12 protein-coding genes are annotated in these 15,972 nt (G+C 65.4%); 3 read left to right on the top strand and 9 right to left on the bottom strand.

Annotated elements, in window-relative coordinates; translation table 11 throughout:
* Positions 1 to 103 precede the first annotated feature (103 nt).
* Complete coding sequence (locus Q5701_RS13820; RefSeq protein ID WP_306751558.1) at positions 104 to 1,078, top strand: GlxA family transcriptional regulator; 975 nt, start codon at positions 104 to 106, stop codon at positions 1,076 to 1,078.
* 52 nt (positions 1,079 to 1,130) lie between these two features.
* Here Q5701_RS13820 and Q5701_RS13815 read toward each other — a convergent pair whose 3' ends face one another.
* The 6 genes from Q5701_RS13815 to Q5701_RS13790 all read right to left on the bottom strand — a co-directional run bounded on the left by Q5701_RS13815 (position 1,131) and on the right by Q5701_RS13790 (position 7,333).
* Positions 1,131 to 1,580, bottom strand: a complete 450-nt coding sequence (locus Q5701_RS13815) for a F0F1 ATP synthase subunit epsilon (protein WP_306751557.1) — start codon at positions 1,578 to 1,580, stop codon at positions 1,131 to 1,133.
* Between the two features lie 9 nt (positions 1,581 to 1,589).
* Complete coding sequence (atpD, locus tag Q5701_RS13810) at positions 1,590 to 3,014, bottom strand: F0F1 ATP synthase subunit beta (protein ID WP_234853397.1); 1,425 nt, start codon at positions 3,012 to 3,014, stop codon at positions 1,590 to 1,592.
* Positions 3,015 to 3,031: 17 nt separating this feature from the next.
* The gene (locus Q5701_RS13805) at positions 3,032 to 3,910 is read right to left on the bottom strand and encodes a F0F1 ATP synthase subunit gamma (protein ID WP_306751556.1); all 879 of its coding nucleotides are present in this window, start codon (positions 3,908 to 3,910) and stop codon (positions 3,032 to 3,034) included.
* Between the two features lie 12 nt (positions 3,911 to 3,922).
* Positions 3,923 to 5,458, bottom strand: coding sequence for a F0F1 ATP synthase subunit alpha (gene atpA, locus Q5701_RS13800; protein WP_234853399.1), 1,536 nt, complete (start codon positions 5,456 to 5,458; stop codon positions 3,923 to 3,925).
* Positions 5,458 to 6,024 (bottom strand): F0F1 ATP synthase subunit delta, encoded by a 567-nt coding sequence (locus tag Q5701_RS13795; protein ID WP_234853400.1) that lies wholly within the window; start codon positions 6,022 to 6,024, stop codon positions 5,458 to 5,460. Before Q5701_RS13795 ends, atpA begins: the two co-directional genes overlap by 1 nt.
* 481 nt (positions 6,025 to 6,505) lie before the next feature.
* Positions 6,506 to 7,333 carry a class I SAM-dependent methyltransferase gene (locus Q5701_RS13790; RefSeq protein ID WP_306751555.1) on the bottom strand — a complete coding sequence of 276 codons (828 nt, stop codon included), beginning with the start codon at positions 7,331 to 7,333 and terminating at the stop codon, positions 6,506 to 6,508.
* A 58-nt stretch (positions 7,334 to 7,391) separates the two neighbouring features.
* On the opposite strand from Q5701_RS13790, the gene gloB reads away from it, so the two are divergent.
* A complete protein-coding gene (gene gloB / locus Q5701_RS13785) occupies positions 7,392 to 8,138 on the top strand; it encodes a hydroxyacylglutathione hydrolase (protein WP_306751553.1) in 747 nt (248 codons plus the stop codon).
* Positions 8,139 to 8,350: 212 nt separating this feature from the next.
* The gene (gene clpA / locus Q5701_RS13780; protein WP_234853403.1) at positions 8,351 to 10,672 is read left to right on the top strand and encodes an ATP-dependent Clp protease ATP-binding subunit ClpA; all 2,322 of its coding nucleotides are present in this window, start codon (positions 8,351 to 8,353) and stop codon (positions 10,670 to 10,672) included.
* Between the two features lie 125 nt (positions 10,673 to 10,797).
* On the opposite strand, the gene Q5701_RS13775 is transcribed toward clpA, so the two are convergent.
* The 3 genes from Q5701_RS13775 to mfd all read right to left on the bottom strand — a co-directional run bounded on the left by Q5701_RS13775 (position 10,798) and on the right by mfd (position 15,961).
* Positions 10,798 to 11,448, bottom strand: a complete 651-nt coding sequence (locus tag Q5701_RS13775) for an aminotransferase class IV family protein (RefSeq protein WP_306751551.1) — start codon at positions 11,446 to 11,448, stop codon at positions 10,798 to 10,800.
* Entirely contained in the window at positions 11,400 to 12,452 is a 1,053-nt protein-coding gene (locus Q5701_RS13770) for an aminodeoxychorismate synthase component I (RefSeq protein ID WP_373568661.1), read from the bottom strand. Before Q5701_RS13770 ends, Q5701_RS13775 begins: the two co-directional genes overlap by 49 nt.
* 62 nt (positions 12,453 to 12,514) lie before the next feature.
* Complete coding sequence (gene mfd, locus Q5701_RS13765; RefSeq protein ID WP_306751549.1) at positions 12,515 to 15,961, bottom strand: transcription-repair coupling factor; 3,447 nt, start codon at positions 15,959 to 15,961, stop codon at positions 12,515 to 12,517.
* Positions 15,962 to 15,972 lie beyond the last annotated feature (11 nt).

The following is a 15,972-nucleotide window of genomic DNA, read 5'->3' as shown; positions in this document are numbered from 1 at the left end:
ATGATGCCGAGGGAAAGGTGGTGGAGGGAAGGTGCCGGATCCCCTTGCGGCAGCGGGAAATCCCTGATGATGTGGCCCCATCACGCGCGCAAAGACTGCCTCCATGCCATCCGACAAGCCCCGCCGGTTCACGTTCCTTCTGCTGGACCGGTTCACCATGCTTCCCTTTACCGCCGCCATCGAGCCGCTGCGGCTTGCCAACCGCGCGGCAGGCCGGGATTTGTACTCCTGGCGCCTGGTCGGGCCAGGCCGGGACTGGGCCACGTGCTCGAACGGCGCCCGCGTCGCCCTGGACGGCGGCCTGGACGACACCTTGCCCGAACGCGACGACGTGGTGATCGCCTGCGGCGGCACCGAGATCGCGCGCGAGGCGACAAGGCCCGTGCTGACATGGCTGCGCAAGCAGGCGCGCGGCGGGGCGACGGTGGGCGCGGTCTGCACCGGCGCCTGGGTGCTGGCCGAGGCAGGGCTGCTGGACGGGCGAAAGGCCACGATTCATTGGGAAAACCACGACGGCTTTGCCGAGGCTTTCCCCCAGGTCGATCTGTACAGGTCGGTCTTTGTCAACGACGGCAATCGGCTGACGGCGGCGGGGGGCACGTCGTCCATAGACATGATGCTGCACCTTATCGCCGAAGCGCAGGGCGAGGCCCTGGCGACCGAGGTGGCCGACCAGATGCTGCACACCACGATCCGCACCAACCAGGATCGCCAGCGGCTGTCGATCCCCACGCGGATCGGCGTGCGCCACCCCCGGCTGGCCGCGGTGATCGCGCGGATGGAAGGCAACCTGGAAGACCCGATCAGCCCGGCCCAGCTGGCCGCCGATGCGGGAATGTCCACGCGGCAACTGGAACGGCTGTTCCGCCGTTACCTGAACCGCAGCCCCAAGCGGTATTACATGGAAACCCGGCTGGCCCGCGCCCGCAACCTGCTGATGCAGACCGAGATGTCGATCATCGAGGTCGCCCTGGCATCCGGCTTTTCCAGCCCGTCGCATTTTTCCAAATGCTACCGGGCGCTTTACGGCGGCACCCCTTACCGGGAACGCGGGACCGGGGTGGCGGCGCAGACATAAAAAAACCCGGCGCGGGACTACCGCACCGGGGTCCTTTCGAAAGCCGGAACGATCAGTCCGGGAAGTTCGAATGATTCGGGTCCAGGCCGATATGGGTGCCGAGTGCCTCCATATCTGCCAACAGCTTGGCGGCTGCGGTTACGACATCGTCGCCCGCCGTATCCCGCTTTGCTTCCACCGAACGACGATTGCGATGTGCATCTGCCATCATCTCGTTGAAGATCTCTTGCGTGATCTCCTCGCGGCGATGGCCGCGTTCGGCCAGCAGACTAACCGAGTCGGCGCTGATTTCCACAAAGCCGCCGGTTACGGCGAAGTCGGCCTGCGCACCGTCGGCCCCGACCACGGTGACAAGGCCGGGCCGCAGCGTGACAATGGTCGGCGCATGGCCGGGCATGGCGGTCAGATCGCCATCCGTGCCCGGCAGGCGCACCTCGCGCACGGGAATGGAGACGAGGCTCCGTTCCGGCGACACGAGGTCGAACTGCATGGTATCGGCCATGATGCCCCCTTACGCGGCTTCTGCCGCAAGACGCTGGGCTTTCGCCTTCACGTCCTCGATATCGCCAACCATGTAGAAGGCGCCTTCCGGCAGGTGGTCGTATTCACCGGCAACCACGGCCTTGAACGAGGCAATGGTCTTTTCCAGCGGCACCTGGACCCCGTCGGACCCGGTGAACACCTTGGCCACGTCGAAGGGCTGGGACAGGAAGCGCTGGATCTTCCGGGCGCGGGCCACGGTCAGCTTGTCCTCCTCGGACAGTTCGTCCATGCCCAGGATGGCGATGATGTCCTGCAGCGACTTGTATTTCTGCAAGATACCCTGAACGTCGCGGGCCACCTGATAATGCTCCTCGCCCACGACGGCGGGGTCGAGGATCCGGCTGTTGGAATCCAGCGGATCCACGGCCGGATAGATGCCCAGTTCCGAAATCGCACGCGACAGCACGGTCGTGGCGTCCAGGTGGGCAAAGGTCGTGGCAGGCGCCGGGTCGGTCAGGTCGTCGGCCGGAACATAGACGGCCTGGATCGAGGTGATCGAGCCGTTCTTGGTCGAGGTGATGCGTTCCTGCATCGCGCCCATGTCGGTGGCCAGCGTCGGCTGGTATCCCACGGCGGACGGGATGCGGCCCAGCAGCGCCGACACTTCGGAACCCGCCTGGGTAAAGCGGAAGATGTTGTCCACGAAGAACAGAACATCCGTGCCCGAGGCATCGCGGAACTGTTCCGCAACAGTCAGGCCGGTCAGGGCAACGCGCATCCGCGCACCCGGCGGCTCGTTCATCTGGCCGTAAACCAGGGCCACTTTCGATTCGACCAGGTTGTCGGGAACGATAACGCCGGATTCGACCATTTCGTGATACAGGTCGTTGCCCTCGCGGGTGCGTTCGCCAACGCCCGCGAACACGGAATAGCCCGAGTGCACCTTGGCGATGTTGTTGATCAGTTCCATGATCAGAACGGTCTTGCCCACGCCGGCGCCGCCGAACAGGCCGATCTTGCCGCCCTTGGAATAGGGCGCCAGCAGGTCGATGACCTTGATGCCGGTGACCAGGATTTCCGACGAAGTGGCCTGCGCGGCGAATTCGGGGGCCGGCTGGTGGATCGCACGACGTTCGGTGACGTTCAGCGGCGTGCCTTCGTCAACCGGTTCGCCCACGACGTTCAGGATGCGGCCCAGCGTCACGTCGCCCACGGGCACGGTGATCGGACCGCCGGTGTCGCTGACCGGCTCGCCCCGGACCAGGCCTTCGGTCGCATCCATCGCGATGGTGCGCACAGTGTTCTCGCCAAGATGCTGCGCCACTTCCAAGACCAGCTTCTTGCCGTTGTTGCTGGTTTCCAGCGCGTTCAGAATTGCCGGCAGGTGACTGTCGAACTGCACGTCAACGACGGCGCCGATCACCTGCGTGATTTTACCAGTGGCCTCTGCCATGTGATTACCCCTGCGTGTCAGAGCGCCTCGGCGCCCGAAATGATTTCGATGAGTTCCTTGGTAATCGCTGCCTGACGCGAGCGGTTGTACACCGTTGTCAGACGGTCGATCATGTCGCCCGCATTGCGCGTGGCGTTGTCCATGGCCGTCATCCGCGCGCCCTGTTCCGAGGCCGCGTTTTCCAGAAGCGCCGCAAACACCTGCGTCGCGATCGAACGCGGCAGCAGTTCGCCAAGAATGGCATCCTCGCCAGGTTCGTAATCATACAAGGCCGAGGCGCCGCCTGCCGCTTCACCTTCCGGCATTTCGGCCGGGATGATCTGGCGCGCGGTCGGGATCTGGCTGATCACCGATTCGAACCGGTTATAGAAGATCGTCGCCACGTCGAAGTCACCGGCCTCGAACCGGTCCAGCACGTCGTCGGCGATGGCGCGGGCATTGTCATAGCCCACGCGCTTGACTTCGGACATATCGACATGGCTGACGAACAGGCTGCCATAGTCGCGCTTCAGCTGCTCGCGGCCCTTCTTGCCGACGGTCAGGATCGCGACTTCCTTTCCTTCGCCCCGCAGGCGGTCGGCGTGCTGCCTGGCCAGCTTGACGATGGAACTGTTGAAGCCGCCTGCCAGGCCGCGTTCCGAGGTCATGACCACCAGCAGATGCCTGCGGTCCGCACCCGTTCCCGCCAGCAGGCGCGGCGCCGATGCCGAACCGGCCGCATTCGCGGTCAGCCCGGCCATCACCGCCGCCATCCGGTCGGCATAGGGACGCGCGGCAACCGCCGCGTCCTGCGCACGGCGCAGTTTCGCGGCGGCGACCATTTGCATCGCCTTCGTGATCTTCCGCGTGTTCTTGACGCTTCCGATCCGGTTCTTGAGATCCTTGAGACTGGGCATCTATTCCCCCTCTCAGGCGCGGGTCTTGTTGTATGCGTCCAACGCGGCCTTGATCGCGGCTTCCAGGTCGCCCGACACCTTGCGGTCGTTGCGGGTCATGTCGTCCAGCAGGTCGGACTTCTGGTTGCGCAGGAACTGGAGCAGCCCTTCTTCCCAGGCCACGACATCGCGCACCGGCACGTTGTCGATGTAACCCTTGGTCCCGGCATAGATCACGATCACGATCTCCGCGTTCGTCAGCGGGCGATACTGGGCCTGCTTCATCAACTCGGTCAGGCGCGCACCGCGGTTCAGCAGGCGCTGCGTGGCCGCGTCCAGGTCGGACCCGAACTGGGCGAATGCCGCCATCTCGCGATACTGGGCCAGTTCCAGCTTGACCGGGCCGGCGACGGATTTCATCGCCTTGGTCTGGGCGGCCGAACCCACGCGGGACACCGACAGACCGGTGTTCACGGCAGGACGGATGCCCTGGAAGAACAGTTCGGTTTCCAGGAAGATCTGGCCGTCGGTGATCGAGATCACGTTGGTCGGGATATAGGCCGACACGTCGCCTGCCTGGGTTTCGATGATCGGCAGCGCGGTCAGCGAACCTGCGCCGTGGTTCTCGTTCAGCTTGGCCGAACGCTCCAGCAGGCGGGAATGCAGATAGAACACGTCGCCCGGATAGGCTTCGCGGCCGGGCGGACGGCGCAGCAGCAGCGACATCTGGCGATAGGCCACGGCCTGCTTGGACAGGTCGTCATAGATGATCAGCGCGTCCATGCCGTTGTCGCGGAAATATTCCCCGATCGCGGTGCCGGAATAAGGCGCCAGGAACTGCATCGGCGCAGGATCGGACGCGGTCGCGGCCACAACGGTCGTATAGGCCATGGCGCCGGTTTCTTCCAGCTTCTTGACCAGCTGGGCCACCGTCGAGCGCTTCTGGCCCACGGCGACATAGACGCAGTGCAGCGTCTTCATGCCGTCGCCTTCGCGGCCGTTGTAGTTCAACTGGTTCAGGATGGTGTCCAGGGCGATGGCGGTCTTGCCGGTCTGGCGGTCGCCGATGATCAGTTCGCGCTGGCCGCGGCCAACGGGGATCATCGCGTCCACGGCCTTCAGGCCGGTCGCCATCGGCTCGTGCACCGATTTGCGCGGCATGATGCCCGGCGCCTTCACGTCGGCGATGCGGCGCTCGGTCGCCTCGATCGGGCCCTTGCCGTCGATGGGATTGCCCAGGCCGTCAACGACGCGGCCCAGCAGGGCCTTGCCCACCGGCACGTCCACGATGGAGCGGGTGCGCTTGACGGTGTCGCCTTCCTTGATCTCGCGGTCGTCGCCGAAGATCACGATGCCGACGTTGTCGGTCTCGAGGTTCAGAACCATGCCCCGGACGCCGCCCGGGAATTCCACCATCTCGCCGGCCTGCACCTTGTCGAGGCCATAGACGCGGGCGATGCCGTCACCGACGGACAGCACCTGGCCCACTTCGGCCACTTCGGCTTCCTGGCCGAAATTCCTGATCTGATCCTTGAGGATGGCCGAAATTTCGGCTGCCTGGATTCCCATTATCCGACCTCTTTCATAGCATTCTGGAGGGAAGCGAGCTTCGAGCGGATCGAGCTGTCGATCATCTGCGAACCCAGCTTGACAATCATGCCGCCGATGAGAGCCTCATCGACGCGGGTGTTCAGTTTGACTTTCTTGCCGGACTTCCGTGCCAGCGTGTCGCGCAGGCGTGCCTGCTGGTCGTCGTTCAGGGCGATGGCGCTTGTCACGTCGGCGGTGACCTCGCCGCGTTCGTCGGCGATCAGCGCCTGCAGCTGGCGCACCAGTTGGGGCAGCACGAACAGGCGGCGGTTCCGGGCCATCAGTTGCAGCGTGTTGGCCAGGACAGGCGACAAGCCCATCTTCTGGGACAAGGCGCCAATGGCGCGGGCCTGGTCGTCGCGGGTATAGATAGGCGAGCTGATCAGGTCGCGCAGATCGGCGCTGTCATGCAGCGCGGCGCCCAGATCCTGGGTCTGCTGCGCCAGGCCGTCGAGGCCCCCGTCTTCCTTGACGATGTCAAAGACGGCCTGCGCATAGCGCCCGGCGATGCTCTGGGACATGGAAACAGAGTTGGCCACGGTCATCCTTTACGGTTTGCGCAAGCCCCACTGGCGGGCCGGTTTGCTGCCGGTCTGTCGCGGGGTGCGGGTCGCAGTCGCACGGCTTATGGAGGGCCGTTCGGAAATCTGCGGCGTCTCTAGCAGGTGAATGCGGCCCGGGCAACCGGATAGCGCACGGAAATGAGAGGCTTGCGACCTAAGAATCCGCGCCGTGCGGATCGCCGCGCAAAACGCCGGACAGGGTGCGGCAGGCTGTCGCAGGCGGGGGCAGGACGGGATGCAGGGCTGTTGCGGCCCCTGCCCCCCTGGTCCCAAAACAAACAAAAAAAACCCGGCGCGCGCGGCCAGCAGGAACTGACCCCGTGCGCCGGGCGCAACTGGGAACGGAACAGAGGGGCTTGTCCGCTTCGTCGATATCGGGATCGATTGAACGGATGAACACAAACAGCAGGCTACCAGGTACAAATCCGGCATATGCGAAATCTTCGCCGGGGGGCAGTTCACCTTATGGACAGGTCTGCCGCGATTCGACCGGCCAGCGCGGTCGGTCGTCTTGCAAATGTTGCAGATGTCGCCCCAGCGGCGCGCGGGCAGGCCGGGGCCTGGCAACGCCGTCCAGGATCTCCAGTGGGCTAGGGACATGGACGCGCTGTTCCGGTCCAATCATCGCCCGCACCTGCTTTGACAATTCGATCAGCACGACGCCCGCGATCAGGACGCGGCTGATGCGCGTGCCCGTGCGTTCCCACATCTGTGCGCTGCCCAGCCAGAACCGCCGGTCGGAAGGCGGGATATAGACGGCCGATCCATGCCATTCCGGCACGAAACCCGCTCGCCGGGCCTGGGTTTCGATCTGGCCGGTCGTATAGCTTCGGCCCAGGCCGAATGGGGTGCGCTCGGACGCGGCCCACAGGCCCGCCCGGTTCGGTACCATCACCATCATCCGCCCGCCGGGACCAAGGACGCGCCAGGCCTCGGCCAGAAGGGCGGTGGGATCGTCGCTGGTTTCCAGCCCGTGCAGCATGACCAGCCGGTCCACGCTGCCGGTTTCCAGCGGCCAGGCTGTCTCGTCGCACAAGACGCTGTGATTGGGCATCCCGGCAGGCCAGGCCATCACCCCCTGCGGACCTGGCATCAGCGCCGTCACGCGCCGCGCGGAATGCAGGAACGGCCGCAGCATCGGGGCGGCGAAGCCAAAGCCCGCCACCGTCATGCCGGTGCATCCCCCCGGCGGCCAGCGCGACACCAGCCGGTCGCGCAGGATTCGCTGCACCACGCGTCCCAGCGACCGCTGGTAATAGAACTGGCGAAGGTCCGCGATATCGTGGTGCATTGCGCCCCGGCCCGGCTTTTGACAGGCTTGAACACAACACAGGAAAGGGACTTTGCCAATGCCGCTGGAACTGGTCACGCTGCGCTGCCGGACCGACAACTATGCCTATCTGCTGCACGGCGCCGACGGCACCGTCCTGATCGACGCCCCCGAGGCGACCCCCATCCTGCGCGAACTGGCCGCCCGCGACCGGAGCCTGTCGGCGATCCTTCTGACCCACCACCACGGCGATCACGTCGATGGCGTGGCCGAGATCGTCGAGGCGACCGGCGCCATGGTGATCGGCGCGGCAGCCGATGCCCACCGCCTGCCGCCGCTGGACCTGCGCATCACGCCGGGCGAACCGCTGGAGGTTCTGGGCGAACCCGTCGCGATCATCGACGTGCCCGGCCATACCGTGGGCCATGTTGCCTTTCATTTTCCCCAGTCCGGCTTTGCCTTTACCGCCGACAGCCTGATGGCGCTTGGCTGCGGCCGCCTGTTCGAGGGGTCGGCCGCGATGATGTGGGCCAGCCTGTCGCGGCTGAACGCCCTGCCCGCCGACACGCTGATCTGTTCGGGCCATGATTATTGCATGGGCAACGGGGCCTTTGCGCTGTCGGTCGATCCCGACAACCCGGCCCTGCGCGACCGGCTGGATGCTGTCCAGCGTGCCGAACAGCCATGCGCCCCCGCGACCCTGGCCATGGAGCGTGAAACGAATCCCTTCCTGCGGGTCGCCGCCCTGCGCGCGTCGCTGGGCATGGACGAGGCCCCCGACGCAGAGGTTTTCGCCCGGCTGCGCGCCATGAAGGACAGGTTCTGACGGGCAAGTGAAAACCGCAGCGCCGGGGGTCGTGCTTGAAATCCGCATCCCGGCGCATCACATCTGCCTCAACCGTGGGAAAAACGTGGCATCGGGACGAGAAAGCTCTTGATGCTGACTGAAATCCACCGAATCTTAACTGTATCGTGACAGTCTGGGCAGGTGGGCCTCAAGATATGCCCATACCGCCAGTCGACTGACAGGAGACGAACGTGCCAAGTTTCTCGACCTCACTGGAACAGGCCATTCACCAGGCGCTTGCGCTGGCGAACGAACATCGACACGAGCTTGCCACGCTCGAACATCTTCTTCTGGCCCTGACCGAGGAACCGGACGCGGTCAAGGTGATGCGCGCCTGTAATGTCGATCTGGACGAACTGCGCAAGCTGCTGATCGATTTCATCGAAGATGACCTGTCCACCCTTATCACCGACGTGGAGGGATCCGAGGCCGTTCCCACCGCCGCCTTCCAGCGGGTGATCCAACGCGCCGCGATCCATGTCCAAAGCTCGGGCCGGCAAGAAGTGACGGGCGCCAATGTCCTGGTCGCGATCTTTGCCGAACGCGAATCGAATGCGGCCTTCTTCCTGCAGGAAATGGACATGACCCGCTATGACGCGGTCAACTTCATTGCCCATGGCGTGGCCAAGAACCCGTCCTTCAACGAAAACCGCAAGGTGGTCGGATCGGACGAGCCTGAACAGAAACAGGCCGAATCCGCGCCCGAGGCCAAGGACGAAACCGCGCTTGGGAAATACTGCGTCGATCTGAATGCCAAATCCAAGAAAGGCGACGTGGACCCCCTGATTGGCCGCGAACCCGAGGTTGAACGCGCCATCCAGGTTCTGTGCCGCCGCCGCAAGAACAACCCGCTTCTGGTGGGCGATCCCGGCGTGGGCAAGACCGCCATTGCGGAAGGCCTGGCGCTGAAGATCACGCGCGGGGAAACCCCCGACGTTCTGGCGGGCGCGACGATCTTTTCGCTGGACATGGGCGCGCTTCTGGCAGGCACCCGTTATCGCGGCGATTTCGAGGAACGCCTGAAGGCCGTCGTGAAGGAGTTGGAAAACCATCCCGACGCGATCCTGTTCATCGACGAGATCCACACCGTCATAGGCGCAGGCGCGACCTCGGGCGGGGCGATGGATGCCTCGAACCTGCTCAAGCCCGCGCTGTCGGGCGGCAAGCTGCGCTGCATGGGATCCACCACCTACAAGGAGTTCCGCCAGCACTTCGAAAAGGACCGCGCCCTTGCGCGCCGGTTCCAGAAGATCGACGTGAACGAACCTTCGGTTCCCGACACGATCAAGATCCTGATGGGCCTGAAACCGTCCTTCGAAAAGCACCACGATCTTCGCTATACCAACGAGGCGATCAAGTCGGCGGTGGAACTGGCCAGCCGGTATATCAATGACCGCAAGCTGCCTGACAGCGCCATCGACGTGATCGACGAGGCGGGGGCGGCGCAGCATCTGGTTTCCGAAAGCAAGCGCCGCAAGACGATTTCCCCCAAGGAGATCGAGGCCGTGGTGGCCAAGATCGCCCGCATCCCGCCGAAAAACGTCAGCAAGGACGATGCCGAGGTTCTTCGCGATCTCGAATCCTCGTTGAAGCGGGTCGTTTTCGGTCAGGACGCGGCGATCACGGCGCTGTCGTCAGCCATCAAGCTGGCGCGCGCGGGCCTGCGGGAACCCGAAAAGCCTATCGGCAACTATCTGTTCGCCGGACCCACGGGCGTCGGCAAGACCGAGGTTGCCAAGCAGTTGGCAAGCACCCTCGGCGTGGAACTGTTGCGCTTCGATATGTCGGAATACATGGAGAAGCACGCGGTTTCCCGTCTGATCGGCGCACCTCCGGGCTATGTCGGCTTTGACCAGGGCGGGATGCTGACCGACGGCGTGGACCAGCATCCGCATTGCGTGCTGCTGCTGGACGAGATCGAGAAGGCGCACCCGGATGTCTACAACATCCTGTTGCAGGTGATGGATCACGGCAAGCTGACGGACCACAACGGCCGTCAGGTGGATTTCCGCAACGTGATCCTGATCATGACCTCGAACGCGGGTGCGTCCGATATGCAGAAGGCCGCGATCGGCTTTGGCCGCGACAAGCGCGAGGGCGAGGATACCGCCGCGATCGAGCGGACCTTCACGCCCGAGTTCCGCAACCGTCTGGACGCTGTCATCAGCTTTGCTGCCCTGTCGCGCGACGTGGTGGTCCATGTGGTCGAAAAGTTCGTGCTGCAACTGGAAGCGCAGCTGATGGACCGCAACGTCCATATCGAGCTGACCCCCGAGGCTGCCGACTGGCTGGCCGAAAAGGGTTACGACGACAAGATGGGCGCGCGTCCCCTTGGCCGCGTGATCCAGGAGAACATCAAGAAGCCGCTGGCCGAGGAACTGCTGTTCGGCCGGCTGACCAAGGGCGGCGTGGTCCGCGTGAAGATCGAGGACGACAAGCCCGCCTTCGACATCACCGGCCCGGACGCCCCGCGCATCGGCAAGTCCAAGACGCCGCTTTTGACCGCCGAGTGATCGGCCCGACAGGAACGAAGCCCCGCCCGACCTTGTCGCGGCGGGGCTTTTCTTTTGCGGCGGGCGGCAAGCCGAAGGCTTGGCGTTTCCGGCCCCCTCGATGGGGGTTGGAAACGCCCTTCCCCTCAGACCAGTTGCGCCGGGATCAGCCCGCGCAAGGCGTTCCCCATGAACAGATCGCCCGCGGCCAGATCGGCGGGCATCAGCCGCGCCTCCTCGGCCCTGCTCGCGTCGATCAGCGACCTGCGCAGCACCCCCGGCAGCAGCCCGCAGGACAGCGGCGGCGTCAGCAGCCGGTCTCCCCGCCGCATGAACAGGTTGGTGATGGTCCCTTCGCAGACCTCGCCGCGTTCGTTCAGCAGGATCGCCTCGTCCGCCCCCTCGGGCAAGGCCGCACGCGCCTGGTCATAGACGGGTCGATGCGAGGTCTTGATCCCCAGCCAGGGATCGCCGCTGTCCAGCCGCAACCGCGACATGACCACCCGCCAGAAGGCCGGATTGGCAGGCAGCGGCTGGTGCGTCACGCCAATCGCCCCCACCGCATCGACCGCCAGCCGCACCCGCAGGATTTGGCCCTTCGGCACGGCGCCCAGCGCGGCCTGGACCGCATCCTCATTCAGCGGAAAGCCAACCAGCGCGCAACCGTGCCGCAGCCGATCACGGTGCAGCGGCCACAGCGCGATCCGGCCATCCGCCTCGACGCGCATTGTTTCGAAAACGGTCAGGCCTAGGGGGACAGGTCCAGGAATGCGGCCTTGCACAATGCTTCCTCCCATTCGGATCCGGCGCGGCTGTCATGGGTGATGCCGCCGCCCACATTCAGCAGCAGGCGATCCGGGCGGTCCAAAACCGGCGTGCGGATCGCCACCGAAAAGCGCATCGGCCCCGCAGGATCCATCCAGCCTATCGCCCCGCAGTAAACGCCCCGCGCGGCCTGTTCCAGTTCCGCGATGATCTGCATCGCCCGGATTTTCGGCGCCCCCGTGATGGACCCGCAAGGAAACAGCGCCCGCAGGATATCCGGGAAACCGACCCCAGGCGCCAACTGCCCCGTCACGGCGGAAACCATCTGGTGCAGCGTGGCATAGGTTTCGACATGGAACAGCTGCGGCACCCTTACGCTGCCTGGCAGGCAGATGCGCGACAGATCGTTGCGCAGCAGATCGACGATCATCAGGTTCTCGGCCCGGTCCTTTTCGGACGCGGCCAAGGCGGCCGCGCGATCCGCGTCTTGGGCGGCGTCGCCCCCGCGCGGGGCCGTGCCCTTCATCGGCCGCGTTTCGATGCGGCCCGACCCATCAACGGCAAAGAACAGTTCCGGGCTGCGCGACAAGACGACCGGCCCTCCCAGATCGACAAAGGCCCCCTCGCCTACCGGTTGCCGCGCCGCGAGGGCGCCGTAAAGGGCCAAGGGTTCGCCGGCCACATCGGCTTGCATCGGGAAGGTCAGGTTGACCTGATAGCAATCGCCCGCAGCGATGTAGTCCCGCGCCCTGGCAATGGCCGCGTCATAGCGCGCGCGCGACCACAGCGCTTGCGCGGGGCCGATGGCGGCGGTGGATTCGGGCAAGGCCGGCACGGGTCGGGGGCGGTCGAAGACCCCCATCAGGATCAGCGGATGGCTGCGCCCCGCAGGCATCAGCGGGGCCAGTTTCGGGGTCAGCGCATGGCCTAATTCATAGGATAGGCAGCCCGCGATCCAATGCCCCTGCGCCCGCGCGGCCTCGATGGCAGCCAAGGCCGGGGCGACGCCCGCCGCCGTGTCGGCGCGGATCACCATCCGGGGCGCCGCGAACAGGGTGCCGCCGGGCAAGGGGCCGTGGTCGAACCGGATTTGCCCGGTCACTTGGTGGCCTTGGCCTTGGCCGCCAGATCGCGGGCCACCGCGAAGGCGCCCTTGATGCGGTCGGCATCCGTCTTCCAGTCGTTGGCCACGAAGATCTTGTTGTCGGTGACCTTCGCCCGCGCCCGATGTTCGGTCAGGAATTCAACCAAGCCAGAGGGGTTGGGGAACTTGTCCATGTGGAACTGCACCGTCGCCCCCTTCGGCCCGGCATCCAGCCGCGAGATATTGGCCCGCTTGGCCATCGCCTTGATGCGGATCACCAGCAGCAGGGTGTTCACCTCTCGCGGCAGGGGACCGAAGCGGTCGATCAGCTCGGCGGCAAAGCCTTCCAGTTCGACCTTGGTGGTCAGGCCGGACAAGCGGCGGTACAGGCCAAGGCGCACGTCCAGGTCGGGGATGAAGCTTTCCGGGATCGTCACCGGCACGCCCAGGTTCAGTTGCGGCGCCCATTCGTCCTCGGGGGTGCCCTCGATCTCGCCCGATTTCAGCTTGGCGATGGTTTCCTCCAGCATCTGCTGGTAAAGTTCGAAACCCACCTCCTTGATATGGCCCGACTGTTCCTCGCCCAGAAGGTTGCCGGCGCCGCGCAGATCCAAGTCCTGCGAGGCCAGGTTGAAGCCCGCCCCCAGCCCGTCGATGGATCCCAGGAATTTCAGCCGCCGCATGGCCTGCGGGGTCAGCGGCTGGCGCGGCTTGGTGGTCAGATAGCAGTAAGCGCGGGTCTTGGACCGGCCTACCCGGCCCCGGATCTGGTAAAGCTGCGCCAGCCCGAACATATCGGCGCGCCAGACGATCATGGTGTTGGCGGTCGGGATATCCAGGCCGGATTCCACGATCGAGGTCGCGACCAGCACGTCATGGCTGCCGTCGTAAAAGCCATTCATCCGCCCATCCAGATCGCCCGCCGCAAGCTGGCCATGGGCGACAAGATAGCTGACCTCGGGCATATTCTCGCGCAGCCAGTGTTCCACGTCCGGCAGGTCGGACAGGCGCGGAACCACGAAGAAGCTTTGCCCGCCGCGATATTTCTCGCGCAGCAGGGCCTCTCGGATGGTGACGCTGTCGAATTCGCTGACATAGGTGCGGATCGACAGGCGGTCCACGGGCGGCGTGCCGATGACCGACAGGTCGCGCACGCCGGTCAGCGACAGTTGCAGCGTCCGCGGGATGGGCGTCGCGGTCAGGGTCAGGACGTGGATGTCGCTGCGCAGTTCCTTAAGCCGCTCCTTGTGGGCGACGCCGAAATGCTGTTCCTCGTCGATGATCAGCAGGCCGAGATTCTTGAAGCGCACCCCTTTGGCCAGCACCGCATGGGTGCCGACGACAATATCGACCGCGCCGTCGGACAGCCCTTCGCGCGTCTTGGCCGCATCCTTGGTGGAAACGAAACGCGACAAGGGGCGAACCACAATGGCCGTGCCCCGGAAGCGTTCGGCGAAGGTCTTGAAATGCTGCCGCGCCAGCAGGGTCGTGGGTGCAACGACCGCGACCTGCATCCCCTGGCTTGCCGCGATAAAGGCCGCGCGCATCGCGACCTCGGTCTTGCCGAAGCCCACGTCGCCCACGATCAGGCGATCCATGGGGCGGCCGGCCGCCAGATCCTCAGCCACGTCCTCGATGGCGGACAGTTGGTCGTCGGTTTCGCTATAGGGAAAGCGCGCGGCGAAGGCATGCCAGTCGTGATCCTCGGGTTCCAGAACGGGGGCAGCACGCAGCAGGCGTTCGGCGGCGACCCGCATCAGCTTGTCGGCGATCAGCTTGATACGTTCCTTGAGGCGCGCCTTTCGCGCCTGCCAGGCCCCGCCGCCAAGACGGTCCAGCAGCCCTTCCTCGTGCCCATAGCGCGACAGCAGTTCGATATTCTCGACCGGCAGGTAAAGGCGGTCGCCGCCCGCATATTCCAGCGCCACACAGTCATGGGGCACGCCCATGGCCTTGATGGTTTCCAGCCCCGTGTAACGACCGATGCCGTGTTCGACATGGACGACCAGATCGCCCGGCGTCAGGCTGGTCGTGTCCTTCAGGAAATTGTCGGCCTTGCGGCGCTTCTTGGCGCCCCGGATCAGGCGGTCGCCCAGCACGTCCTGTTCGGAAATCACCGCCAGCTTGCCAAGCGCCTGCCCGTCCGCCACGAAGCCTTCGTCCAGCGGCCAGACCGCCAGACCAACGGTGCCCGGTTTGTCCGACAGGTCGCGGATGTCGGTGACGGGCTTGGCAACGGCCATGCCTTCATCCGCCAGCAAGCCGGCCAAGCGTTCCCGCGCGCCTTCGGAAAAGCTGGCGACGACGACCCGGTGGTCCTTGGACAATGCCTTCACATGATCGGCCAGGGCCTTGAACAGGTTGATGCTTTCGGCCTGGCGCTCCGGCGCGAAATTGCGGCCCACGCGCCCGCCCGCGTCCAGCACCCCCGGTCCCGGCGGCTGCGGCAGGACCGACAGCCGCAGCACCCGGTGCGCGGCCAGCCAGGCGGACCATTCGCCTTCAGGGGGGAACATCGCGTCTGGCGGCACGGGTTTATAGACCGTGTCGCTGCGCCCCTTGGCAGCCATCGCGGCCTTTCGCGCCCCGAACTGTTCGTTGATCATGCCCCGGCGGGCGTCGATGACCTGACCCACATGGTCGTCCAGCAGGATGGATGCACCGGGCAGGTAATCGAACAGGCTTTCCATCCGGTCGTGGAACCAGGGCAGCCAGTGTTCCATCCCCGCCGTCTTGCGTCCCGCGCTGACGCTTTCATACAGCGGGTCGTTCGTGCCCCCGCCATATTCGGTGCGATAGTTCTGGCGGAACCGGGTAATGGCGTCCTGATCCAGGATCACCTCGGACATGGGCGCAAGCTCGATCCGGGACAGCTTTTCGGTGGTGCGCTGCGTTTCCGCATCGAACCGGCGCGCGCCGTCCAGCACGTCGCCAAACAGATCCAGCCGCACAGGGCCGGATTCACCGGGCGGGAAGATGTCGATGATCCCGCCGCGCACCGCATAATCGCCGGGTTCGGTCACGGTGGGCGACTGTGTGAAGCCCATGCGCACCAGGAAATCGCGCAAGGCGCCTTCGTCGATGCGGTCGCCCACGCGGGCCACGAAGCTGGCGCCCTGGACCACATTGCGGGCGGGCACCCGTTGCAGCACGGCGTTCAGCGTGGTTAGCAGCACGAACGGTCCCTTGACCGCCCCCTGCACCAGGCCCGCCAATGTCGCCATGCGCGCCGCCTGGATATCGGGCGAGGGCGAGACGCGGTCGTAAGGCGTCGTATCCCAGGCCGGAAAATCCAAAACGACAAGATCGGGCGCAAGGAAAGACAGGGATGCCCGCATCGCGGCCATGCGGCGGTCGTCGCGGGCGATGTGGATCACGGGCGCGCCGCGCGCAGCCTCGCGCGCAAGCAACGCGGCGTCATAGCCCTCGGGCGCGCCGGAAAGGATCAGGTGTTCGGCCATGCGGTTGAGGT

The organism is Paracoccus actinidiae, from assembly GCF_030863885.1.
Taxonomy (GTDB): Bacteria; Pseudomonadota; Alphaproteobacteria; order Rhodobacterales; family Rhodobacteraceae; genus Paracoccus; species Paracoccus everestensis.
The sequence above is the reverse complement of the archived record's forward strand: the minus strand, read 5'-3'. Positions and strand labels throughout refer to the sequence as shown.